This is a genomic window from Streptomyces sp. NPDC045026 (assembly GCF_056432625.1).
The window spans coordinates 1-23,221 of record NZ_JBWKIS010000012.1; the positions used below are offsets into that span (position 1 = coordinate 1).

The following is a 23,221-nucleotide window of genomic DNA, read 5'->3' on the forward strand; positions in this document are numbered from 1 at the left end:
GACAACCCAAGAGCGGCTGGGGGTCCGGGGGTCATCCCCCGGGAAGACACAGCATCAGCGGGTCCGGGGTTCGAGTCCCCGGCGGCGCACAGACAGGCAAAAGCCCTCCACACACGTGGGGGGCTTTCGCTATAGACGGGGCCCCTCACGGAAGCGGGGCCCTGTGATCCTGCTCGCGTCCTCAAGCCCTCAGGTACGCCAGCACCGCCAGCACCCTGCGGTGGGTGTCCGTGTCTTCGGCCGGTGGCAGGTCCAGTTTTCCCAGGATGTTGCCGATGTGCTTGCCGACGGCGGCCTCGCTCACCACCAGGTCCCGGGCGATCGCGCCGTTCGACCTGCCCTCGGCGACCAGCGCGAGGACCTCGCGCTCGCGCGGGGTGAGCCGCTCCAGGGGGTCGCGGCGGCGGCGCAGCAGCTGGCGTACGACTTCGGGGTCGACCACCGTGCCGCCGGAGGCGACCTTCTCCACCGCCTCGACGAACTGCTCGACCTGCCCGACGCGGTCTTTGAGCAGATAGCCGACGCCGGTGCCGTCGCCCGTGTCGAGAAGCTCGGCCGCGTACGAGCGCTGCACGTACTGGCTGAGGACCAGGACCGGCAGGCCGGGGCGGTCGGCGCGCAGGGCGAGCGCCGCGCGCAGGCCCTCGTCCTGGAAGCCGGGCGGCATGCGTACGTCGGTGAGGACGAGGTCGGGCGCGTGCTCGGCGACGGCGCTCCGCAGGGCGTCCGCGTCACCGACCGCGGCGACCACCTCGTGCCCGAACCGTCCGAGCAGGCCGACGAGACCCTCGCGCAGCAGCACGGCGTCCTCGGCGAGGACCACTCTCAGAGCGCTGGGCACGGGATCTCCAGGGACAGTGCGGTCGGCCCGCCGGCCGGGCTGGTGATCGTCAGTGTGCCATCGAGGACGGCGAGCCGGTCGGCGAGCCCGGTGAGCCCGCTGCCGCGCGCGGGGTCGGCGCCGCCGTCTCCGTCGTCCTGTACGTCGACGACGAGGCGACCTCGCTCGTGGCGTGCGGTGAGGGAGGCGCGGCCGGCGCCGCTGTGCTTGGCGGTGTTAGCGAGGGCCTCGCACACGGCGAAGTAGGCGGCGGACTCGACGGGTCCGGGCAGTCGGGGCAGGTCGATGCGGGTGTCGACGGGGACGGCCGAGCGGTCGGCGGCGTCTTCGAGGGCGGCGGCCAGCCCGTAGTCGGCGAGGACCTGGGGGTGGATTCCGTGGATCAACTCCCGTAGCTCCACGAGCACTTGGCCCGCCTCGTCGTGCGCGGTGGCGATGCGTTCGGCGAGGGGGCCCGTGGCGGGGGCGTCGAGGCGGGCGAGCCCGAGGCTCATGGTGAGGGCGACCAGGCGTTGTTGGGCGCCGTCGTGCAGGTCGCGCTCGATGCGGCGCCGCTCGGCCTCGAACGCGGCGACCAGGCGCGCCCGCGACCTGGTGACCTCCGCGAGCCGCGCCTCCTCCTCCGTCTCGCGGGGCGCGAGCAGCAGCCGGGCGAGCGCGGCCCGCGCGGCGGCGTACGCGCCGAGCGGGTAGAGGAGTACCGCGAGCAGGGCGAGCCCGGCGACGGTGCACAGGGCGGCCTGCCCGTAGGAGTCGATGAGCCACAGCTTCACGACCCGGGTGTCGCGTCCGGCGCTCGCCAGCTGGACCGGAGCCGCCGCCACCGCCCCGGCGAGTCCGATCGTGCAGGCCAGGACCAGCAGGTCGAGCGGCCACAGGACGAGCGCGAGGAGCGCGGCGTAGGCGAGTTCGCGCCAGGTCGCCTGTTCGCCGAGCCGCAGCCGCAGCCAGGCCGTGGCGCCGGGCTCGGCCGGTGTGCGGTGCGGGCTGGGCGCCGCGTCGCCGGTCACGGGCCGCAGCCGGCGGCGCTCCAGCGCGGCGACCGGGACCCCGGCGAGCGCGAGCAGGGCGAGCAGCGGCAGCCCCACGAGGACGAGGGAGAGCACGGCGCCCGCGACGCCGAGCGTCACGAACGTGACCAGGAGCGGCGCCCCGACGAGCACGCCTCCCGCGAGATACCCGGCGGCGCGCCAGGGGGCGCCGCCGCGCAGGTAGGAGGGACCGCGCAGGGAGGCGGCGAGGGAAGTCATCGGGCGGGCCCACGAGTTGAGGACGGCCCGGCGACCGGGGAGGGCGGCGCGACCGGGGACGGCCCCGCGACCGGGGACGGTGGCGCGACCGGGGAGGGCGGCCGCACCGGGGAGAGCCCCGTGACCGCGGAGGGCCTCCGGGCCGGGGCGGGCCTCCCGGCCGGGGACAGCCCAGCGGCCGCGGAGGACCCCCCGACCACCGAGCCCGCCGAGCCCGCCGCGGCCGCGGACGCCCCCGCAACCGGAGACACCCCCGTCGACTCCGCCGCGTCGAACCTCTGTCGTGCCTCCTCGACCTGGGGCAGGTGCCCGGACGACCACTCGGCGAGTGTCGCGAACAATGGGGCGAGGCTGCGACCCAGGTCGCTGATCTCGTACTCGACCCTGGGCGGCACCTCCGGGTAGTACGTGCGCACCACGAGTCCGTCGCGCTCCATCTGCCGCAGGCGCTGCGTGAGCACCTTCGGCGTGATGGTGCCGATGGTGCGCTGGAGCTGCACGAAGCGCTGGGTTCCGTACTCGTTGAGCGCCCACAGGATCGGTGTGGTCCAGCGGCTGAAGACGATGTCGAGGACCGGCGAGATCGGACAGGCCTGCGCGGGTCCGCCGCCCTGCCACCGCGCACTGTCGCTCATGCAGCCCTCCAGGGAAGTCACTTTCCTCTAGGTACCTACTTTACTCAGGATGCTAGCTTCCGAAAACCGAGCGCGGCCCCAAGGTCCGCGCAGGACAAGGGAGTTGAAGATGATCGTTGTCACGGGTGCCACCGGGAACGTCGGCCGTCCGCTCGTCGCCGCCCTGACCGCCGCGGGCGAGCAGGTCACCGCCGTGTCCCGGCGGCCCGCGCCCGACCTGCCCGTGCGCCACGTCCGGGCGGACGTCGGCGACGCGGAGAGCCTGCGGCCCGCGCTGGAGGGGGCCGACGCGCTGTTCCTGCTGATCGGGGCGACGCTGCATCAGGGCGGGGAGCCGCCGGCCGCCGTGCTCGACGTGGCGAAGTCGGCCGGGGTGCGCCGCGTGGTCCTGCTCTCCTCGCAGGGAGTGGTGACGCGGCCCGATGCCGTCTCGCACGCCGGGCTGCACGCATTCGAGGAGGCCGTGCGGCAGTCGGGCCTGGACTGGACGCTGCTGCGGCCCGGCGCGTTCGCGTCGAACGCCTTCGCGTGGGCCGACTCCGTACGCGCCCACCGGACCGTCGCCGCTCCCTTCGCCCATGTGGCGCTGCCGGTCGTCGACCCGGCGGACATCGCCGCGGCGGCGGACGTCGCGCTGCGCGAAGAAGGCCACGCGGGCCGGGCCTACGAGCTGACGGGACCGGTGGCCCTCTCACCGCGCGAGCAGGCCGTGGCACTCGGCGAGGCGATCGGCGCCGAGGTGCGGTTCACCGAACTGAGCCGCGCCGAGGCCCGCGCCTTCATGACGCGGTTCATGCCCGAGCCGGTCGTGGACGGCACGCTCGACATCCTCGGCTCGCCGCTCGCGGCCGAACAGCGGGTGAGCCCGGACCTCCGTAAGCTGCTCGGCCGCGAGCCCGGCACGTTCGCACAGTGGGCGGCACGCAACGCGGCGGCCTTCGCCTGACCGGTCCCGGGGGTGCGCACGCCTCACCGGTCGAGCAGTTCCGACCTCCCGTGCGCCGCGTACCGGGCCGTGAGCGCCGCGACGTCGGCATCGGTCAGGCGCCGGTACCCGCTCTCCCCCGGCGGCCGCCACCACACGGCGTCCGCGCACCGGAACCCCTCGCGGCGCAGCCCCACCCGGTGCACCTTGTTCGTCGCGGTGACGGGCATGCGCCCCACGATCCGGACGAAGCGCGGCGCCATCTTCGTCCCCAGGTCGGCCTGGGAGAGCAGGAACTCGGCGAAGCCGAGCGGGTCGAAGGGCTCGGCCAGGTCCGTCCCGCGCAGGGCGAGCGCCGCCATCACCTGGTCGCCGGCCACCGGGTCCGGCACCCCGTAGACGGCGACCGCGGCGGCGGCCTCGTACCGGGCGAGGATGTTCTCGATCATCGCGGGCGCCAGGTTCTCGCTGTCGACGCGCAGCCGGTCGTCGGTGCGGCCCGCGAAGTACAGGAACCCCTCGCGGTCGCGGTAGAAGAGGTCCCCGGTCCAGTACCAGCCGTCCCGTACGCGCTGTGCGTGCGCGTCCTCGTTGCGCCAGTACCCCTCGAAGGGCGTGCGGCCGCGGTTGACCAACTCCCCTATCGCGACGGCCCCGTTGAGGAGCCGCCCGTCCGAGTCGAACTCCGCGGGCGGGCACTCCTGCCGGGTGGCCGCGTCGACGACGGCCAGGTCGTCCCCCGGCGTCGCCCGCCCTATCGCCCCGGCCGGCGTCCCCGCCGAGCGCTGGATGGCCGCGCCGCCCTCGGACGACCCGTACCCCTCGACGAGCCGCACCCCGAACCGCTCGGCGAACCGCGCCGCGTCCACCGCCCCCGCCTCGGTGCCGAAGCCGACCCGCAGCGGGTTGTCCCGGTCGTCCGGCCGCTCGTCTGTGGCCAGGATGTACTGCACCGCGCGCCCGACATACGTGAAGTACGTGGCTCCGTACTCCCGTACGTCGTCCAGGAAGCGTGACGCCGAGAACCGCCGCCGCAGCGCCACGCCCGCACCCGCGGCGACGGCGGGAGCCCAGTCGGCGATCACCGCGTTGCCGTGGAAGAGCGGCATGCAGATGTAGTGGACGTCGTCGCGGCGCACGCCGAAGTGGCCGACGAGGGAGTGTCCGGCGGCCGCGAGCCGCCCCTGTGAGCAGATCGCGGCCTTGGGCGCGCCCGTCGAGCCGGAGGTGAAGTACAGCAGCATGCGGGATTCGGGGGTGGCGCGAGCGGGGTCGGGCTCGGCGCCCGCGTACGGCGCGAGCAATTCGCCGTACGCGTCGGAGTCGGTCACCAGGATGCGTACGCCCGGGAGTTGGAGGCCGTCGAGGAGCGGCAGATGGGCGCGCTCGGTGACGAGGACGCGGCAGTCGGTGTGCAGGATGTCGCGGGCGAGTTCGGGGCCGCGCCGGGTCGGGTTGACGCCGGCGACGGCCGCGCCCGCGAGGGCCGCGGCGCTCAGCCAGAGCGGGAACTCCGGGGTGTTGTCGAGGAGTACGCCGATGTGCGGCTCCGCCCCCCGGGGCAGCAGGTCGGCGAGGAGCGCGGCGCGGGCGGCGGCGCCCGCGGCCACCTCGTGATGACTGAGGACCTGGTCCTCGCACCACAGTCCGGGGCGGTGGTCGCCCCAACGCTCCTGTACGAGTTCCGCGACCGAACGCCTCATGGGACCCATGACCGCGCACCATAATTGACGCACTGTCAGAAGTGGAGCCCCAGGAGAGTACGAGACCTCAGAGCGTCAGGGCGATGACGCACACGAAGACGACGCACACGGCGACGACGAAGCCGAGGAAGGCGAGGAGGAGCACCAGGCACGTCGCGTTGCGCACCGGGGCCGGGGGGTGCGCCGTGGCCCGGTCGGGGCGGTCGGCGGTGTAGTGCACCCGCACGAGGTCGCCCTCCACGGTGGTCGCGGGCCCGTTGGCCTCCTGGAACCTGACGGGGCGCCCGTCGCCGGTCAGGAACTCGTAGACGTGGTGCTGTGTGGTGCTCCTGTGGCCGTCGCTGTCGCGGCTGGTCGAGGTGAACGCGCGCAGGCAGCGGGCCTGTGCGGTCAGGCCGCTGGCCCAGGCCCTTCTGACCTGCATCGAGCGACGGGTCATCGCCACCGCCATGAAGATCGCGACGGCCGCGATGAACACCGGCGCGATCAAGAACAACACCTGCATGGCCATCCCCCGATACCACGTTCCGTGCACGCCGCCCCGGTCGGAACGGCGTGCACGGAACGTACCCGCGCGAAGGCCCCGGGAGCCTCAAGCCAGGCTCAGAACTGAACGTCCGAGCAGGCGTAGAACGCGTTCGCCGTGTCCGCGATCGTCCACACCGCGAGGATCACGTGGTGGCCGCTCTTGCCGGAGGGCAGGGTGCCGGTGTGCGAGAGGGTGGCCGGGGGCTGCCCGCTGAACGGCACGGTCAGGAACGGCGCGGTGTCCAGGTCGGCCCTGGTCAGCGGCTTGCTGTCGTCCCAGCCGTTCTTGGTGATGTAGTAGCGGAAGTCCGTGGTGGAGTGCCGCGCGGTGAACTGCCAGCGGAAGGTCTGGCTCGCACCCGCGGTGACCTTGGTCGTCGGCCAGGCGGTGCCGTTCGGGGCCTTCGCGCCGTTGAGCGCGCCGAACTCTCCGTGGTTGGCGGAACAGATCGTCCCGTCGGCGGGACCCGCGGCCGGGAAGCCCTTGGGGCCCTCGACGCTCTGCGGTTCCCACTGGATGTTGCCGCATCCGGTGACGGTGCCGTCGGCGCAGAGTTTCTGCCGGCTGACGGGGAGGTCGGTGTAGCCGTGGCTGCTCGCGCCGCCCGACGAGAGCACGAAGGCTCCGGCGGTGGTGAGGCCGAGCAGTGCCGCGTACATCTTCTTTCGCATGCTGCCGCTCCTGAACGTGGGGGAGTTCCGGTGAGCCGTGCGCACAGCGCTACATCAGGTCTAGACCAGGGCCCAGATTATTGCCGTTCATTGAACATGTCCATACCAATAGTGGAGAGGATCCGGCGGGGCTCCACGACCGGCGGAGAGGATCCCGACGGGGGCCCTACGACGCGTCGCTGCCGCGCCCGGTGCAGAAGGCCACCGTCAGATCCTTGACCAGCGCCTTGCGTTCGTAGTCGTCCAGCTCGACCAGGCCCCGCGTCGTCAGCCGCGTCACCGTCTCCTCGACCGAGTCGACCACCGACGTGAGCACGCTGTCACGGTGCTGCGCGTCGAGCGCCGCGATCCGGCGGCGCTGCATCGCGGCGGCGACCTCGGGCGCGTACTCGATCCTGGTCGGCTGCGCCGAGAACACCTCGATGCCTACGGGCGCCGCGTCGGCGGCGAGCTGCCGGGTGAGCGCGTCGCCGACGACCTCGGCGTTGCGCAGGGTCGGGGCGTCCTGGTGAAAGGCGTCGGCGGGCAGCTGCGAGAGCACCCGCGCCATCGCCGCGTCCACACACTCGCGCAGATACTGCTGGTGGTCCTCCACAGCGAGCACGGCGCGCGCGGTGTCCTTGATGCGCCACACGACGAGGACGACGACGCGCAGGGCGACCCCGTTCGCGTCGACGGCCGGCATCGGCTCGCTGCGCCAGTGCCGCAGGCGTACGTCGCAGCGGCGGCGCAGGAGCAGCGGGTTCACCCACGCCAGGCCGGTGCGGCGGACGGTTCCTCGGTAGCGTCCGAAGAGGGTGAGCACCCAGGCCCCGCCGGTCCGGCCGCGCGCGAGACCGCCGAGCCCGAACAGGGCGAGGGTGCCGGAGCCCACGACCGCCGCCCACTGGAGCGGCCCGAGGTGCGCGCCCGAGGGGACGGGCAGCGCCGCGATCTGCGGCAGCACCCCACCCCACCACAGCGACGCGGAGACGCCCGCCGCTCCCGCGAGGCCGCCGAGCACACCGACCGTGCCGGGCACCGCGCGTCCGGGGCTTTCCACGAGGTCCGGGTCGACGACCGGCGCCGGGCGCGAGGCCGGCCGCGGCGGCATCCGTTGCGGTACGCGCGGCAGCTCGCCGCTGCCCCACCTGCGCCCGACGACGGTAGGCGGCAGCGGCACCGAGACGGGGTCAGGCCCGTCCCGGAAGAGCAGATGGACCGGGATCTCGGTGGTGGCCTCGCCGTGGATCACCCGGGCGGCCCGGACGGCCGACGCCTCGGGTCCCGGCTCGGCGAAGGCCACGTCCCGGCCACCCCCGGACTCCCCACGGCAGGTTCGCGCGCCGTCGCGGTCGCCGTCGCGGTCGCGGTCGCGGTCGGCGTCGCGGTCGCCGTCATCGGCATCGGCATCGGCGTCCGGGGGCAGCTCGGGCCCCTCCGGCCCCTCCGCCCGCTCCGGCGGCTCCATCGTCGTCCTCATCCTTGCCTCCGTGCTGGATCTGGGTCCGTACATCCGCGATGGCCTCCGGTTCGGCAGGGCCGGAGAGGGCGGGGTGTGCGGCGAGGCGGATCGCCGCACACCCCCGCGCGCGGCCGACGGGACCTCACGCCCCGCCGGCCGCCGGTGGGCGCTCACGAGAAGACCGGCGGCCGGTGGGCGCTCACGAGAAGAGCCGTCGCCAGGTCTCGGGCCCGGGGTAGCCGTCGGCCGCGCCGCCGCGCCAGCCCTGGGACCGCTGGAACGCCTCGACGCCCCGCCGGTCGGCCTCGCCCCAGCGGGGCCCCGGGCCCTTCGTGTAGTGCTTGCCGAACCCCTTCTTCACCAGCTGCCTGCCGAGCCGGGTGACGTGCGCGCTGTCCGCACCCGGCCGGAACATGCCGCGCCCGGGATAGGGCGGAACCTTGGACGCGGAGGAGTTGGGGCCGGGCGGGCTGCCGGGGGCGGGCGCGCCGCCGAGGGCGGGTGGGATGTCCTTGCCCTTGCCGCCCACGAGATAGGCCCAGGTCGTGGACCCGGGCAGGCCGTCGGCGTCCGCGCCGGTCCAGCCCTGTGCGCGCTGGAACGCCTGCGTGGCGAGCCGGTCGCCGTTACCCCAGCGCGGCCCGGGGCCGGTCGTATAGAACCTGCCGCCGCCCCGGTCGACGAGCATCTTGCCGAGCCGGGTGACGTTCGCGTTGTCCACCCCGGGACCGAACGACTTGGCGCCCGGGAACCGCGTCGACGCCGGACCGCCGAGCGCCACCTTCTCCTCCTGCTTCAGACCCTTGTAGCGATAGGGAACATAGCGGGTCGAATTGCTCCAGTAGGCATAGGGCGTGGACTGCTTGCGGGTGCGGGGCGGCGCCTGCTCGTACGCGATGTAGTAGGTGTGCGTGTAGTCGGTCCAGCCGCCGAAGATGACGACGTGCGAGCCCTTCTCCGGGTCCGCCAGATTGTGGAAGAGCAGCATGTCCCCGGGCTGGAGCTGATCGCGCGTGATGCGTGTCCCGAACTTGTCGAGACTCCCGGTCCATTCGTTGGTGCCGAGGTGCCAGGCCATGGAGACAAAGCCGGAGCAGTCCTGCCGGTATCCGTCGCTCCAGAACTTGGCCATGCTGTACGGCACCTTGGCGGTGGTCCAGAGCTTGGCCCGGTTGATGATCGCCGCGCGGGTCGTGGCGGGCAGCGCGGCAACCCGGTCCGGGGGCATGGCCGGGCCGCCCGCTGGTCCGCGTAGCGGGCCCGACCCGCCCTGTGGGGTCGGCGGCTCGTCCGCGGACGGCAGCCCCGGTCTGGCCGACGCGTGGGCGGACGCGACGGCGGGGACCGTGTGCGCACCGCCGATGACCGTGCCGGCCGCGGCCGCGAGGACGAGCGCGCGCCGGGCGCCGTGGGCGGCGGCGGGGTGGCCGCCCAGACTGATCGTCAGCGACGACGGGGAGCACCGGGCGACCTGCCGCCAGCGAAGGCACCCAGGGCAGTCGCAATCGCTCGCAGGATCGAATTCCTCGAACACCGGAGCCTTCATGCGATTCCCCTCACACTCCAGAACGAAATGTCCAACCATCTCCACAAACGGAAGCCTCTCAACTCTCTGGCGATATCGCATGTTGACGGTCCGAATGATGTATTTACCGGATAAATAGGGTGATACGGACAGGCGTGGTGGTCCTGAGCACTCCAGGGATTCGGGTAGAGTTCTCCAGGTCAGCAGGCGCCGCTAGCTCAGTTGGTTAGAGCAGCTGACTCTTAATCAGCGGGTCCGGGGTTCGAGTCCCTGGCGGCGCACAGACAGGCAAAAGCCCTCCACACGCGTGGGGGGCTTTCGCTATGGGCGGGGCTACCCCGACAGCCCAAGAGCGGCTGGGGGTCCGGGGGTCATCCCCCGGGAAGACACAGCATCAGCGGGTCCGGGGTTCGAGTCCCCGGCGGACAGACAAGCGAAGGCCCTCCGCGTAAGCGGAGGGCCTTTCTGCTGCTCGGGGGCGTACGGCGGCCGCTTCTGCCGATAACGTGGGCCCATGGCGCGCGACCTCCAGGAGCGGATCAAAAAGCTCATCATCGACCGGCGGCTTCCCTCCGGTGCCTCCCTGCCCACCGAACCCGAGTTGATGGAGATCCTCGGCGTCAGCCGGAACTCCGTGCGCGAGGCGCTCAAGGCTCTCCAGGCGATGGGCATCGTGGAGATCCGGCACGGCTTCGGCACCTACGTCGGCCCTATGTCCATGGCTCCCATGATCGAAGGGCTCACCTTCCGCACCGTCGCCGGGCACTACCGCGGCGAGGACAGCCTGCTCCAGCTCCTCGAACTGCGCGAGGCCGTCGAGACCGGCCTCATCGCCCGCCTCGCCGGCCGCGTCCCCGAGGCCGACCTCGCCGAACTGGACGCCCTCGTCGACCGCATGGACACCGAGGCGGCCACCGACGGCGCCGTCAGCCCCGGTACCGACCGCGCCTTCCATGCGACGCTCTACCGCGGTCTCGGAAACCCGCTGCTCGGCGAGGTCATGGAGGCGTTCTGGGACGCCTTCCACCGGGTCCGCACCGACCTCGTCGCCATCCCGCACGACCCGAAGGTCACCGGACTCCAGCACCGCGAGATCGTCGACGCCGTGCGCTCGGGCGACCCGCTGCGGGCGGAGAGCGCCATAAGGGAGCACTTCGGCGACATCCGCGCCCGCCTGAGCACCCCGGCGGGCAAAGCCTGAGCAGCCCGGCAAACGCCCCCGGCGGGCAACCGGCGAGCAACACCTGACCAGCCCGGCGAGCACCCGGCGAGCGCCCCAGCGAGCAACACCCGAGCACCCCGGCGCGCCCCCCGGCGCACGCCCCGTGCGTATCTGCTGCGCGCCCCATCCGCCCCAACAGGCGCACCAAATCGCGCGTATGACCGGTAAACAGCTTGTTTCGCTTCGTATCGCCCTTGCGATCATGATGAGGTGCGTAGAACCCTGTCCGGGAGCCATTGGCTCCGATGAGGCAGGTGGCACAAGGCAGTTGGGGCCGGCGCCCGGCCGGCGCCGGTTGCGCTCGACTCAGGGGTGGGGGCCCCGTTCATGAAGCGATGCCGAGGGGGGCATCATGCAACCGGAAGGCCGTCTTCTCAGTCTTAGACGGGGGACGGTGGCCTGCCACTGACACGTCCGGGAAGGTCGAGGGGGACCCAACCGGACGGATGACCGACGACCACGCGGTGACTCGCGTGCGGGGGGAATGACTCATGACGTCGACGCCGCCAGGCGCCCGGCAGAACTTCGATCCGTCCCAGACCACCCAGCTACGCGTGCCGCCGCATCGAACCGGCGGCTTCCGGCGCATCAAGAAGGCCCTGCCGCGCTACGACTACGAGCACTACAGCCGGCTCGCGGGCCCGCTGACCCAGCCGGAACCCGGCAAGCCGTACAAGGTGCAGTACCGCTCACTGCTCTCGCAGGAACCGCACCGGCTGCGGGCCGCGCTGATGCTCGGTGCCGCTCCGCTGCTCTCCCTCGTGCTGCTGTTCTGGCTGCTCCAGCCCGAGCACTGGACGGAGCGGGACTACCCGGCGTACGACTTCCTGCCCGCGCTCGACGTCGTGATGCTGGTGTCGATCGGCCTGATCGAGTTCTTCCGCTGCATGAACGTGCTGTCGAACGCGCACGCCACGCTCGTCGCCCGTGACCCGATCCCGGTGGTGCCCGAGACCGGCACGAGAGTCGCGTTCCTGACCTCGTTCGTGCCCGGCAAGGAACCGCTCGAGATGGTGACGAAGACCCTGGAGGCGGCCGTGAAGCTGCGCCACCGGGGGCTGCTGCACATCTGGCTCCTCGACGAGGGCGACGACCCCGAGGTGAAGGCGGTCTGCGAGCGCCTCGGCGTGCACCACTTCTCCCGCAAGGGCGTCGCGCGGTGGAACCAGGCCAAGGGCCCGCACCGCGCCAAGACCAAGCACGGCAACTACAACGCCTGGCTGGACGCGCACGGCGACGACTACGACTACTTCGCCTCCGTCGACACCGACCATGTGCCGCTGCCCAACTACCTGGAGCGGATGCTCGGTTTCTTCCGCGACCCGGACGTCGGCTTCGTCATCGGCCCCCAGGTGTACGGCAACTACGACAACTTCGTCACCAAGGCCGCCGAGTCGCAGCAGTTCCTCTTCCACGCTCTGATCCAGCGCGCGGGCAACGCCTACGGCGCCCCGATGTTCGTCGGCACGTCGAACGCGGTCCGCATCAAGACCCTCAAGCAGATCGGCGGTCTGTACGACTCGATCACCGAGGACATGGCGACCGGATTCGAGATCCACCGCGCCAAGAACCCGGCCACCGGCAGGAAATGGCGGTCCGTGTACACGCCGGACGTGCTCGCCGTCGGTGAGGGCCCGAGCGCCTGGACGGACTTCTTCACGCAGCAGATGCGCTGGTCGCGTGGCACGTACGAGACGATCCTCAAGCAGTACTGGAAGGGCTTCTTCTCGCTCCCGCCGAGCAAGCTCTTCAACTACACGATGATGATCATCTTCTACCCGATGTCCGCCATGAACTGGATTCTGGCGGCGCTGAGTTGCGCCCTGTTCCTCGGTCTCGGCGCCTCGGGTGTGAACATCGACCCGACGATCTGGCTGATGCTGTACGGCAACGCATCGGCGCTGCAGATCGGCCTCTACATCTGGAACCGCCGGCACAACGTCTCGCCGCACGAGCCCGAGGGCTCCGGCGGTGTGGCCGGCATGGTGATGTCCGCGCTGTCCGCGCCGCTGTACGCGAAGGCCCTGTTCGACGCGGTGCTGCGCCGCAAGAGCAAGTTCGTCGTCACGCCCAAGGGGGACTCGGCCAGCCCCGACCGGTGGTTCGGCACCTTCCGCTACCACTGGTACTTCATCCTCGTCTTCGCCGGGTCGATCACCGCGGGCTTCGTGTACGGGCACTCGCACCCGGCGATGATCACCTGGGCCTGCTTCGCCCTGCTGATCACGGCGCTGCCGATGTTCGCCTGGCGGTACATGCTGCGCCAGGACAGGAAGAAGCCGAAGCCGCCCGAGCGGCCTTCACAGGCGCCCGAGCGGCCGCATCCGGTTTCGTCCCACAACATTCCGCAGTACCAGCCCAGTTGGGGCGGAGGCGGGGGCGCCGATCAGACGATGCAGATCGCCCTAGGGGGACGTAACAAGTCATCGCCTCAGTCGTGAGGCGCCAGGCCCGGGGGCTCGGCGGTTCACACCTTGTCGCGCTCCCGACTGCCCTCTACGACAGGACGGTCACGGGTCGCATCCACCACCGTGGTGGTGCGGGACCGATGACAGGGCCCCACGCCAGGACGAACCTGGCGACATCGAACCGGTCGACACCAACTACAACCGTTTCCCCGGCGAAGCCGGTTCGTGCCTTCAAAGGGCTCGCGGATCGATGACGGCATCGTAAGGGAACTCGCGATACTTCGCGGAGTTTCGACCGAATCCGCCGTTCCCCGACCGGACAGCCGGGGACTCTTGGAAGGACTGCAGGTGAAAGACGGTGCCAGCCGCCGCCGTGCCCGACGCATAGCCATCGGCACGGTGGTGGTGCTAGCGCTTGCCGGGATGAACGGGCCGTGGGTCTACCGGTTCGGGTCCGCGAAGTACCACGAGTACAAGATCAACAGACCCGAGTACAAGGCCGAGAACGGCAAGTGGGACATCGTCGAGTTCCCCAAGGAGTACCGGCAGAACACGATCCACGCCGCCCTGCTGCACACGGGCAAGATCCTGCTCGTGGCCGGCTCCGGGAACAACCAGGACAACTTCGACGCGAAGAAGTTCGACACCCGGCTGTGGGACCCGGTGAAGGGGACGATCAAGAAGATCCCCACGCCCACGGACCTGTTCTGCACGGGCCACACCCAGCTGGCCAACGGCAATCTGCTCATCGCGGGCGGCACCAAGAGCTACGAGAAGCTCAAGGGCGACGTCACCAAGGCCGGCGGCCTGATGATCGTCCACAACGAGGACCCGGACGAGCCGAAGACGATCCCCAAGGGGTCCAGGTTCACCGGCAAGGAGAACGGCAAGACCTTCGTCACCAGCGAGAACATCACCGTCGAGCGGGCGAAGAAGGTCTTCGACCCCGCGACGGGCAAGTTCCTGCGCAACGACCCGGGCATCCGCCGCGTCTACGTCGAGGCGCAGAAGAGCGGCACGAAGTACGAGACGGGCACGCAGGACAACTACCGCGTGCAGGGCCTCAAGGGCGCCGACGCGCGCAACGTCTACGGCATCGCGCAGAAGCTCGCCCTCGACAAGAAGGACTTCCAGGGGATCAGGGACAGCTACGAGTTCGACCCGGTCGCCGAGAAGTACATCAAGGTCGACCCGATGAACGAGGCGCGCTGGTACCCGACGCTGACCACGCTCTCGGACGGCAAGGTCCTCTCCGTCTCCGGGCTCGACGACATCGGCCAGCTCGTCCCCGGCAAGAACGAGACGTACGACCCGAAGACCAAGAAGTGGACGTACACCAAGGGGATCCGCCAGTTCCCGACGTACCCGGCCCTCTTCCAGATGGAGGACGGGAAGATCTTCTACTCGGGCGCCAACGCGGGCTACGGGCCCGACAACGTCGGCCGCACGCCCGGCATCTGGGACCTCGAGACCAACAAGTTCCGGAAGATACCCGGGCTGAGCGACCCGAAGCTGATGGAGACCGCCGGCACGGTGGAGCTGCCGCCCGCGCAGGACCAGCGCTACATGGTGGTCGGCGGCGGCGGGGTCGGCGAGTCCAAGGAGTCGAGCCGAAGGACGCGGATCGTCGACCTGAAGGCCAAGGACCCGAAGTTCGTCGACGGCCCCGAGCTGGAGAAGGGCACGCGCTACCCGCAGTCCTCCACGCTCCCCGACGACACGGTCCTGGTGTCCGGCGGCTCCGAGGACTACCGCGGCCGCGGCGACTCGAACATCCACCAGGCGCGGCTCTACGACGTGAAGACCAACACGTTCAAGCGCGTCGCCGACCCGCTCGTCGGCCGCAACTACCACTCGGGCTCGATCCTGCTGCCCGACGGCCGCGTGATGTTCTTCGGCTCCGACTCCCTCTACGCGGACAAGGCGAACACCAAGCCCGGCGTCTTCGAGCAGCGCATCGAGATCTACACGCCGCCCTACCTGTACCAGGACTCGCGGCCCACGCTCAGCGGCGGCACGAAGACCGTCGCGCGCGGCGGCACGGCGACGTACAAGTCGGACCACGCGACGGCGATCAGGACGGCCCGCCTGATCAGGCCGAGCGCGTCCACGCACGTCACGGACGTCGACCAGACGTCGATCGCCCTCGACCTGAAGAAGTCGAAGGACAGCGTCACGGTGACCATCCCGAACAACCGCAGCCTCGTCGAATCGGGCTGGTACATGCTGTTCGTGACGGATGATCAGGGAACTCCCGGCAAGGCGCAGTGGGTGCACGTGCCGTAGGGGAACGTACGTAGGGGGTGCGGGGCCAACTGCCCCGCACCCCCTTTGTCTTTCCGGCGCCTGCCCCTACTTGGTGGTGGCCTTGGCGAGACCGATCGCGTACTCCGGCCACCAGGCGCCCGCCTTCGGGCCGCCCTTGCAGTCACCGTCCGACTCGCCGGGCCGCTTGACCCACAGGTACGCCTTGACCAGCGGATCGCCGGTCCTGGTGCCGGGCTCCTCGCCCAGCGCACGGCCGGGAGGGTTGCACCAGCGCTGGTCGGGGTCGCCGCCCGTGTAGGGCCCGTTCCCGTTGCGGCTGGTGTCGATGACGAACGGCTTGTTGCCGACCTTCGCCGAGAGCTCCTTGCCGTACTTCACGGAGTCCGCGGTGGTGTAGAAGTTCGACACGTTGACCGAGAAGCCGTCGGCCTGGTCGATGCCGGACCACTGCAGCGGCTGGAAGATCTGGTCGGGTTTCCCCCAGCCGGCGTTCCCCGCGTCGAGGTAAACGGTCGTGTTCTTCAGCGACTTGAGCTTGCCGACGGCGCCCTTGAGGAGGTCGTAGCGCTCCTCGTGGAACTCCTCCGGCGTGCAGTTGTCCACCATGTGCTGCACGGCGTCCGGCTCCAGGATCACCGTCGCGTGCCGGTCGCCGATGCCCTTGGCGACGCTGTCGATGAACGCCCGGTACTGGTTCCCGTCGGCCGCGCCGCCCTTGGAGAACTGGCCGCAGTCGCGGTGCGGGATGTTGTAGAGCACGAGCAGGGCGTCCCGGTCGGCCTGGTCGGCCGCCTCGGTGTAGCCCCGGGCCTGGTCCTCCGCGTTCTCCGGGAGGATCCACTCGCCGCTCGGCTGCTCGGCTATCTTCCGGATCTGCTCGGCGTCGTCCTTCTTGCCGGCCTTCTCGTAGGCGGCGACCTGCTTGGCGGCGCTGCCGTCCGGGTTGACCCAGTACGGGTCGGAACCCTTCGGCTGCTGTTTCACGGGCGACGGTGAGCCGTTCTTGTCCTTGCCGTCCCCGGAGGAACATCCGGACACCAGCAGCGCCGCCCCCACGGCCGCCGCTCCCGCCCTCACCCCCCAGGCGCCGACACCGCGTACGCGGCCTGCGTCCTTGCGGTACATCCACTCCCCCTTGGGTGCCCTGTACGACTCTCAATCCTGGCATACGGGCCGCCGCGACCACGAGGGCGGACAGGGTTCGTCAAGTACCTGTTACAGCCCCCGCGTTCGGCGTTCACCAGGTGGGCGGGCGCATCCGGACTTGGCGTCGAACAGCCTCTAGGCCGCGTCGCCCATCCGCTCTAGAGTCGTCGTGAGCGGCCCGAGCCCCCGGCCGGCACCACCTCTCCGAGAGGGCAGGTCCCGCCTGGCCTCCCGCGCCGACGCCGGGTTACTCCCGCAACCCGAGCGCGCGCGGTCGAGGATCAGCCCGGCCGGCGGCTCCCCCCGGGGGGAGCGGGTCGCCGGCCGGGCCAGGTTGTCAGCGCTGTCGGCGTTGATGTGGTTGTTGCCGTTGTTGTCGTTGTCAGCTCGCGGACGCGGGCGCGTCGCTCACGCCGGTGAGGTACGCGGACACGACGACGTTGGCGGTGTAGGTGTGCGACGCCCGGTCGAAGGAACCGCCACACGTGATCAGCCGCAGCTCGGCCCGGCCCGACTGCCGCTGGCCGTACGCCTTCTGTGCGTCGAACCGCTCGCGGCTGAAGACCTGCACGTCGTCGACGGTGAACTCGGCGACGGAGCCGTCGTCCCGCGCGACCCGCACCTTGTCGCCCGGCTTGGCCGAGCTGAGGCGGTAGAAGACGGCGGGCTTGGTGTCCGTGTCGACGTGGCCGACGAGCAGGGCCGTGCCGCGCTCGCCCGGTTTCGGGCCGCCGCCGTACCAGCCGACGACGCCTGCCTGCGAGAACGGCGGCGGGTCTATCGCGCCGCCCCCGTCGAGGCCGCGGGCCGTCACCGGTGCCTGGATCTTCAGTGCGGAGACGTCGACGCTCCGCGGCTTCGCGCCGGACACCGACATCGGCTCGTGCGCGGGCGGCATTTCGATGCCGAGCGGCCGTCCCACGGCGGCCGCGTCGCCGGTCGTGGGCGCGGACAGACCGTGGAAGTCGGTGACTTCGCGGCCCCACACCGTGAGGCCCAGCAGCAGTACGGCCCAGGCCACTCCGGTCACGAGCCGCCCGTTGCCATGAGGTCGTTCGCCATCAGCCATGATCGGTCCCCGCTCAGCCGGAGCGCCGTCGGCGGACGCTGCGCAGGGCCACGGCGACGGCCGCGACCGCAGCGAGCACCAGGCCGATCACCGTGTACCGGGTGCCGGGGCCCTCCTCGCGCACACCGAAGGCGATCTCGGTGGCGTGGGCCGCGGTGAGCTGCGCGGTGCCGCCGCCGCCCGCGTGCACGGGTGCGGTGGGGGCCGGCGCGGGGCGGCCCGGCTGGAGGACCTGGACGCTGCCCCTGACCTTGCCGCTGACGCCGTCGCAGGTCACCTTGATCTCGTAGATCCCTGGCGTCGCTGACGAGCGGATATGGGCCTGGGTGGTCAGAGTGGGCTGATCGGCGGACGGAGCGAGATCGCCGGGATTCTCGAAGGCGTCCGAGTAGGCCTTGCCCTTGGCTTCCCTGCAACCGGAGACCCTGAGGTCGACCTGGGTCCCGGGGGCGGGGGCGTACGGGGTGACAGTGACGGAACCGGCCGATCCGTCGTTTCCGCCGCCTTCCGCGTGAGCGGCGGCGACGGGCAGTGTCACGAGTACGGCCGCCGCCCCTATCGCACGGAGAGCGAACATCTCTCTACGCATTGTGAACCTCCTGTATTGGAAGGGTCACGCGCGCAGGCCCGATCCGCATCCCGGGGCGCCGGGAAAAGCCGCCCCGGGAGCCGGGATCAGACGAGTTCGACCAGGTCAGCGATGGAATTGACGACCTCGGAAGGCCGGAAGGGGTAGCGGTCGACATCGGCCCTGCCGGTGAGCCCGGTCAGGACGAGGAAGGTCTTCATCCCGGCCTCCAGACCCGCGAGGACGTCGGTGTCCATACGGTCGCCGATCATGGCGCTGCTCTCCGAGTGCGCCCCGATGGCGTTCAGGCCGGTCCGCATCATCAGCGGGTTCGGCTTGCCCGCGAAGTAGGGCTGCTTGCCGGTCGCCTTGGTGATCAGCGCGGCGACGGCGCCGGTGGCGGGCAGCGGTCCCTCGGTGGAGGGGCCGGTCTCGTCCGGGTTGGTGCAGATGAAGCGGGCGCCGTTGTTGATCAGGCGGACGGCCTTCGTCATGGCCTCGAACGAATAGGTGCGCGTCTCGCCGAGAACCACGTAATCGGGGTCGTGGTCCGTGAGGACGTACCCGATGTCGTGCAGCGCCGTCGTCAGGCCGGCCTCGCCGATGACGTACGCCGTGCCGCCGGGGCGCTGGTCGTCGAGGAACTTGGCGGTGGCCAGGGCCGACGTCCAGATGTTCTCGACCGGCACCTCCAGGCCCATGCGGGTCAGCCGGGCCTGGAGGTCGCGGGCGGTGTAGATCGAGTTGTTCGTCAGCACCAGGAAGGGCTTGCCCGACTCGCGGAGCTTCTTGACGAAGGCATCGGCGCCGGGGATCGGCACGCCCTCGTGGATGAGCACACCGTCCATGTCGGTGAGCCACGATTCGATGGGCTTGCGCTCTGCCATGTGCCGGTCTCCTGCCATACAAGAAAACACTGGGGTCAAGAAATAGCTGGGGCGCCGGGACCACTCTGTGCCGACGGCCCCCAGCCTAATCAGGACGTGCTGATCTTGACCCCGTCGAGCCTTGCGTGAGCGGCGGCAGGTCAGCTGCCGGTCGCCGACTTCCAGTCCTCCACGTACGTCTGGAGGTTCTTGTCGATGTCGTTCCAGTCGGGCTCGAAGATCTCGACGCCGTCCATCACCTTGGCGAGGGCGATGGCGTTCTCGTCGGTCGCCTTGACGTCCTTGCGCGCGGAGAAGCCGCCGCCGGTGGAGCTGACCTGCTGCTGTGCCTTGGTGGACAGCATGAAGTCGAGGAGCTTCTTGCCGTTCTCGCTGTGCGGGGCGTTCTTCACCAGGCCGCCGGCGTAGGGCAGGGCGAACGAGGTCGGCTTGCCGCCGGCCTTCTCGGGGAACCAGATGCCGAGGTTCGGCATGGTCTTGGCCTGCGCGAAGTTCATCTGCACATCGCCGTTGGCGACGAGGAGTTCGCCCTTGTCGACCTTGGGGGCGAGCTTGCCGGTGGAGGCGGACGGGCCGACGTTGTTGGCCTGGAGCTTCTTCAGGTAGTCCATGGCGGGCTTCTTGCCGCCGAAGTCGTGCATGGCCTTGACGACCACGGCGGTGCCGTCACCGGCGACGCCGGGCGTACTGTACTGGAGCTTGTTCTTGTACTTGCCGTCGAGCAGCTCGTCCCACGTGGTGGGCGCCGTCTTCAGCTCCTTCTTGTTGTAGACGAAGCCGAAGTAGTTGTTCACGACGGAGGTCCAGGTGCCGTCGGCGGCCTTGTCGGCCCCGTCGACCTGGTCGGCGCCCTGGGGCGTGTACTTCTCCAGGAGGCCCTTGCCGTCGGCCTGCTGGATGAACGGCGGGAGCGTCACGAGGACGTCGGCCTGCGTGTTCGACTTCTCGCGGGCGGCGCGCTGCACCATCTCGCCGGAGCCGCCCTCGACGTACTTGACCTTGATGCCGGTCTTCTTCGTGAAGTCCTTGAAGACCTGGTCGTACCAGCCGTCGCCGTTCTCGCCCTTGAGGCCGTCCGCGCTGTACACGGTGACGGACTTCTCGTCGGAGGCGGCGGAGCTGCCGCCGCAGGCGGAGAGGGTCGCGGCGAGGGCGATGCTTCCGGTGACGGCGGCGATCGGCTTGAGCGTGTTTCTGCGCATGGCGAGGTGAACTCCTTGCAGCGATAAGCGATGTGGGAATCGAGGGTCAGCGGTAGGCGGCTTTGGTGCGGATCCGCGAGACGAGCAGCAGGACGAGCAGCGTCGCTGCCATGAGGATCACGGAGATCGCCGATCCGGTGAACAGGGAGCCGCGGTCGGTGATCGCGTAGATCTGCACGGGCAGCGGCATCCAGTCCGGCGGGTAGAGCATCATCGTGGCGCTCAGTTCGCCCATGGACAGGGCGAAGCAGAGTCCCGCGGCCGCGTTCAGCGACGGCAGAAGGAGGGGCAGCTTCACCTTCCACAGGACGTACGAGGGGCGGGCGCCGAGTGACGCGGCGGCCTGCTCGTACGCGGGGTCAAGTCGCACGATCGCGGCCGAAACCGACTGATAGGCGAACGCGGTGACAAGAATCGTGTGCGCCAGGATGACGATCCAGCGGGTGCCGTTGAGCACCAGCGGCGGCTTGGAGAACGCGACGAGCACGGCGAGGCCGACCACGACGGACGGTACGGCTACCGGCAGCATGAACAGGGCGTCGAGGACCCTGCGGCCGCCCTTCTTGAGGGCGGCGGCCGCGAGCGCGGCCCAGGTGCCGACGAGGAGGGCGAGGAGGCTCGCGCTGACGGCGGTGACCAGGCTGGTGGTCAGCGCCTGGAGGGACGCGCCGCTGGTGGCGGCCTCGTAGTGAGCGCCGGTGAATCCGGTCGGGAAGGCGCTCGACCAGTTCGTGGCGAAGGACGCGGCGACGATGACGAGCAGCGGCAGCGCGAACAGAGGCAGGAAGAAGGCGAAGAAGAGAACCCAGGTGGCCCACTTGCCCTTACGGCTATGCACCAGCACGGCGGCTCACCACCCGGTAGAGGCCGTAGAGGCCGACGGAGATCAGGACGTTGACGACGGCGACCACGCACGCACCCGGGTAGTCGGACTCGAGGATCGCCTTGCTGTACACGAGCATCGGGAGCGTGGTGACGCCCTTGGCGCCGGTGAAGAGCACGATGCCGAACTCGTTGAGGCACATGACCAGGACGAGGCTGCCGCCGGCGGCGAGCGCGGGCAGCGCCTCGGGCAGGATGACCTGCCGCACGATGCGGGCCGGCTTCGCGCCCAGCGAGGACGCCACCTCCAGCTGCGCGGTCTCGATCTGCGAGAACGCGGCGAGCAGGGGCCGCATCACGAACGGTGTGAAGTACGTGATCTCGGCGAGGAGCACGCCCCACGGGGTGGTCAGGAACTGGAAGGGCCCGGTGGCGGCGCCCGTGACGTCCGTCCACAGTCCGTTGGCCATGCCCACGGACCCGTAGACGAAGAGCAGCGCGAGGGTGATGAGGAAGGACGGGAAGGAGAGGAACACGTCGATGAACTTGGCGACGGCCTTCCCGCCGGGGAACGGGACGAACGCGATGACGAGCGCGAGCGCGAACCCGAGCACGAGGCATCCGACGGTCGCCCCCAGCGCCAGCCACACCGTCGTCCCGAGCGCCTCCCGGAACGCGGTCGACGCGAAGACGTCGGCGTACGGCTCGAGGGAGGTGCCGCCGGTGTCGGGCTGCACGGACTGCTGCACGACGAGGGCGAGCGGGTAGAGGAACACGAGGGCCAGTACGGCGACGGGCGGCAGCGCCCACACCCACTTCGGCATCCCCTGGCGGGGCCTCGTCGCCTTGCTCACCGGCGTGCTCAGCGTGGCGCTAGCCATCCTTGCTCACCCCGGCCGAGAGCAGCACCGCGTCCTCGGGTGCGAAGTGCACCGTGACCTCTTCGCCGAGCGCGGGCGGGGTGCGCAGTTCGCGCAGGTCGGCCTTGAGCCGGTGGCCGTCCACGTCGACGTACAGGCGATGGGTGGAGCCGCGCCACTGGACCTCGGACACGGAGCCGGTGAGGGCGTTGGGCCCGTCGCCGAGTCCGACGAGGTGCGGGCGCACGCACAGCGTGGCGGACACCCCGGAGGCGACGTCGCCGGTGGGCACCTTCAGCTGGGCGCCGGCGAAGGACACCGACCCCGAACCCACCTGCACGGGAAGGAGGTTGGCGTTGCCCACGAAGGAGGCCGTGAACTCGGTGCGGGGCCTGCGGTACAGCTCCTGCGGGGTCCCGCAGTCCTGGAGCCGCGCCTTGTCCATGACCGCGATCCGGTCGGCGAGGGTGAGCGCCTCGACCTGGTCGTGGGTGACGTAGAGGATCGACACGTCGGGCAACTCGCGGTGCAGGCTGGCCAGTTCGGCCAGCATGCCGGAGCGCAGCTGGGCGTCGAGCGCGGACAGCGGCTCGTCGAGGAGCAGGACTCCCGGGCGGATGGCGAGGGCCCTCGCGATGGCCACCCGCTGCTGCTGTCCGCCGGACAGCTCGCGCGGGTAGCGCTTCGCGTAGGACGCCATGCCGGTCATCTCGAGGGCCTCGGTGACCCGGGCGGGGATCTCGGCCTTGGCGACCTTCTGGGCCTTCAGGCCGAAGGCGACGTTGTCCTCCACGCGCAGGTGCGGGAACAGGGCGTACTGCTGGACGACCATGCCGATGCCGCGCCGGTGGGGCGGCAGGTCCGTGACGTCGCGGTCCCCGATCAGGACGCGGCCCGACGCGGGCCGCACGAATCCGGCGACGGCGCGCAGGGCCGTCGTCTTGCCGGAGCCGGACGGGCCGAGCAGCGCCATGACCTCGCCGGGCTCGACGGTCAGGTCGAGGGAGTGCAGGACGGTGTTCGCGCCGTAGGCGACGGACACCTTGTCGAAGCGGATGCCGCTGGCCATCAGCTCTCAGCTCCCAGGCGCACGGCGGGTATGGGGTCGGTCTTCTCTCTCACGGCGGCCACGCTCCTCGGGGCGGATGACCCGTACCGGTCCGCACGGCAACGGGACGGTGAACGGGCACCCAAAGTTGGCCTAGACCCGTTACGTTTCCGTTACCGCAGTGAGTCAACTACCGCC

At 70.6% G+C, this 23,221-nt stretch carries 19 protein-coding genes, 1 tRNA gene and 1 pseudogene; 5 read left to right on the forward strand and 16 right to left on the reverse strand.

Going from position 1 to position 23,221, the window contains the following annotated elements; genetic code table 11:
- Positions 1-181: 181 nt before the first annotated feature.
- From AC07EJ_RS24655 to AC07EJ_RS24665, 3 genes and pseudogenes are all read right to left on the reverse strand, one after another.
- The gene (locus AC07EJ_RS24655) at positions 182-841 is read right to left on the reverse strand and encodes a response regulator (RefSeq protein WP_389477078.1); all 660 of its coding nucleotides are present in this window, start codon (positions 839-841) and stop codon (positions 182-184) included.
- Complete coding sequence (locus AC07EJ_RS24660; RefSeq protein ID WP_389477076.1) at positions 826-2,091, reverse strand: sensor histidine kinase; 1,266 nt, start codon at positions 2,089-2,091, stop codon at positions 826-828. The genes AC07EJ_RS24655 and AC07EJ_RS24660 overlap by 16 nt, the downstream gene beginning before the upstream one ends.
- Positions 2,092-2,354: 263 nt before the next feature.
- A pseudogene (locus AC07EJ_RS24665) lies at positions 2,355-2,726 on the reverse strand (winged helix-turn-helix transcriptional regulator); the annotation flags it as partial.
- A gap of 109 nt (positions 2,727-2,835) precedes the next feature.
- Between AC07EJ_RS24665 and AC07EJ_RS24670 the strand changes: the two are divergent.
- On the forward strand, positions 2,836-3,672 hold the full coding sequence (locus AC07EJ_RS24670) for an NAD(P)H-binding protein (protein ID WP_389477074.1): 837 nt from the start codon (positions 2,836-2,838) through the stop codon (positions 3,670-3,672).
- Positions 3,673-3,695: 23 nt separating this feature from the next.
- Here AC07EJ_RS24670 and AC07EJ_RS24675 read toward each other — a convergent pair whose 3' ends face one another.
- The 5 genes from AC07EJ_RS24675 to AC07EJ_RS24695 form a co-directional block, all read right to left on the reverse strand.
- Positions 3,696-5,363 carry a long-chain-fatty-acid--CoA ligase gene (locus AC07EJ_RS24675; RefSeq protein WP_389477072.1) on the reverse strand — a complete coding sequence of 556 codons (1,668 nt, stop codon included), beginning with the start codon at positions 5,361-5,363 and terminating at the stop codon, positions 3,696-3,698.
- 58 nt (positions 5,364-5,421) lie between these two features.
- Positions 5,422-5,859 (reverse strand): DUF3592 domain-containing protein, encoded by a 438-nt coding sequence (locus tag AC07EJ_RS24680; protein ID WP_389477070.1) that lies wholly within the window; start codon positions 5,857-5,859, stop codon positions 5,422-5,424.
- 98 nt (positions 5,860-5,957) lie between these two features.
- Entirely contained in the window at positions 5,958-6,554 is a 597-nt protein-coding gene (locus tag AC07EJ_RS24685) for a lytic polysaccharide monooxygenase auxiliary activity family 9 protein (RefSeq protein WP_389477068.1), read from the reverse strand.
- Positions 6,555-6,720: 166 nt separating this feature from the next.
- A complete protein-coding gene (locus tag AC07EJ_RS24690; protein ID WP_478884943.1) occupies positions 6,721-8,016 on the reverse strand; it encodes an SPFH domain-containing protein in 1,296 nt (431 codons plus the stop codon).
- A 181-nt stretch (positions 8,017-8,197) separates the two neighbouring features.
- A complete protein-coding gene (locus AC07EJ_RS24695) occupies positions 8,198-9,544 on the reverse strand; it encodes a peptidoglycan-binding protein (RefSeq protein ID WP_389477064.1) in 1,347 nt (448 codons plus the stop codon).
- A 186-nt stretch (positions 9,545-9,730) separates the two neighbouring features.
- Here AC07EJ_RS24695 and AC07EJ_RS24700 point away from each other — a divergent pair.
- The 4 genes from AC07EJ_RS24700 to glxA all read left to right on the forward strand — a co-directional run bounded on the left by AC07EJ_RS24700 (position 9,731) and on the right by glxA (position 15,439).
- Positions 9,731-9,804 (forward strand) — tRNA-Lys (locus tag AC07EJ_RS24700).
- Between the two features lie 233 nt (positions 9,805-10,037).
- A complete protein-coding gene (locus tag AC07EJ_RS24705; protein WP_389477062.1) occupies positions 10,038-10,724 on the forward strand; it encodes a FadR/GntR family transcriptional regulator in 687 nt (228 codons plus the stop codon).
- Between the two features lie 512 nt (positions 10,725-11,236).
- A complete protein-coding gene (locus AC07EJ_RS24710) occupies positions 11,237-13,186 on the forward strand; it encodes a glycosyltransferase family 2 protein (RefSeq protein ID WP_393582138.1) in 1,950 nt (649 codons plus the stop codon).
- A 315-nt stretch (positions 13,187-13,501) separates the two neighbouring features.
- Positions 13,502-15,439, forward strand: coding sequence for a radical copper oxidase GlxA (gene glxA / locus AC07EJ_RS24715; protein ID WP_478884944.1), 1,938 nt, complete (start codon positions 13,502-13,504; stop codon positions 15,437-15,439).
- Positions 15,440-15,505: 66 nt separating this feature from the next.
- On the opposite strand, the gene AC07EJ_RS24720 is transcribed toward glxA, so the two are convergent.
- The 8 genes from AC07EJ_RS24720 to AC07EJ_RS24755 all read right to left on the reverse strand — a co-directional run bounded on the left by AC07EJ_RS24720 (position 15,506) and on the right by AC07EJ_RS24755 (position 23,044).
- Entirely contained in the window at positions 15,506-16,546 is a 1,041-nt protein-coding gene (locus AC07EJ_RS24720; protein ID WP_389477056.1) for a glycoside hydrolase family 6 protein, read from the reverse strand.
- Positions 16,547-16,949: 403 nt separating this feature from the next.
- Positions 16,950-17,636 carry a class F sortase gene (locus AC07EJ_RS24725; RefSeq protein WP_478884945.1) on the reverse strand — a complete coding sequence of 229 codons (687 nt, stop codon included), beginning with the start codon at positions 17,634-17,636 and terminating at the stop codon, positions 16,950-16,952.
- Positions 17,637-17,649: 13 nt separating this feature from the next.
- Positions 17,650-18,213 (reverse strand): hypothetical protein, encoded by a 564-nt coding sequence (locus AC07EJ_RS24730; RefSeq protein WP_389477052.1) that lies wholly within the window; start codon positions 18,211-18,213, stop codon positions 17,650-17,652.
- Positions 18,214-18,311: 98 nt separating this feature from the next.
- Positions 18,312-19,091, reverse strand: coding sequence for an HAD-IIA family hydrolase (locus AC07EJ_RS24735; protein ID WP_356273178.1), 780 nt, complete (start codon positions 19,089-19,091; stop codon positions 18,312-18,314).
- A gap of 140 nt (positions 19,092-19,231) precedes the next feature.
- Positions 19,232-20,293 (reverse strand): 2-aminoethylphosphonate ABC transporter substrate-binding protein, encoded by a 1,062-nt coding sequence (locus tag AC07EJ_RS24740; RefSeq protein ID WP_478884946.1) that lies wholly within the window; start codon positions 20,291-20,293, stop codon positions 19,232-19,234.
- 46 nt (positions 20,294-20,339) lie between these two features.
- Positions 20,340-21,137, reverse strand: a complete 798-nt coding sequence (locus AC07EJ_RS24745) for an ABC transporter permease (RefSeq protein ID WP_389477047.1) — start codon at positions 21,135-21,137, stop codon at positions 20,340-20,342.
- Complete coding sequence (locus AC07EJ_RS24750) at positions 21,124-21,996, reverse strand: 2-aminoethylphosphonate ABC transporter permease subunit (protein ID WP_389477045.1); 873 nt, start codon at positions 21,994-21,996, stop codon at positions 21,124-21,126. The genes AC07EJ_RS24745 and AC07EJ_RS24750 overlap by 14 nt, the downstream gene beginning before the upstream one ends.
- Positions 21,989-23,044 (reverse strand): ABC transporter ATP-binding protein, encoded by a 1,056-nt coding sequence (locus AC07EJ_RS24755; RefSeq protein WP_389477043.1) that lies wholly within the window; start codon positions 23,042-23,044, stop codon positions 21,989-21,991. The genes AC07EJ_RS24750 and AC07EJ_RS24755 overlap by 8 nt, the downstream gene beginning before the upstream one ends.
- Positions 23,045-23,221: the final 177 nt, after the last annotated feature.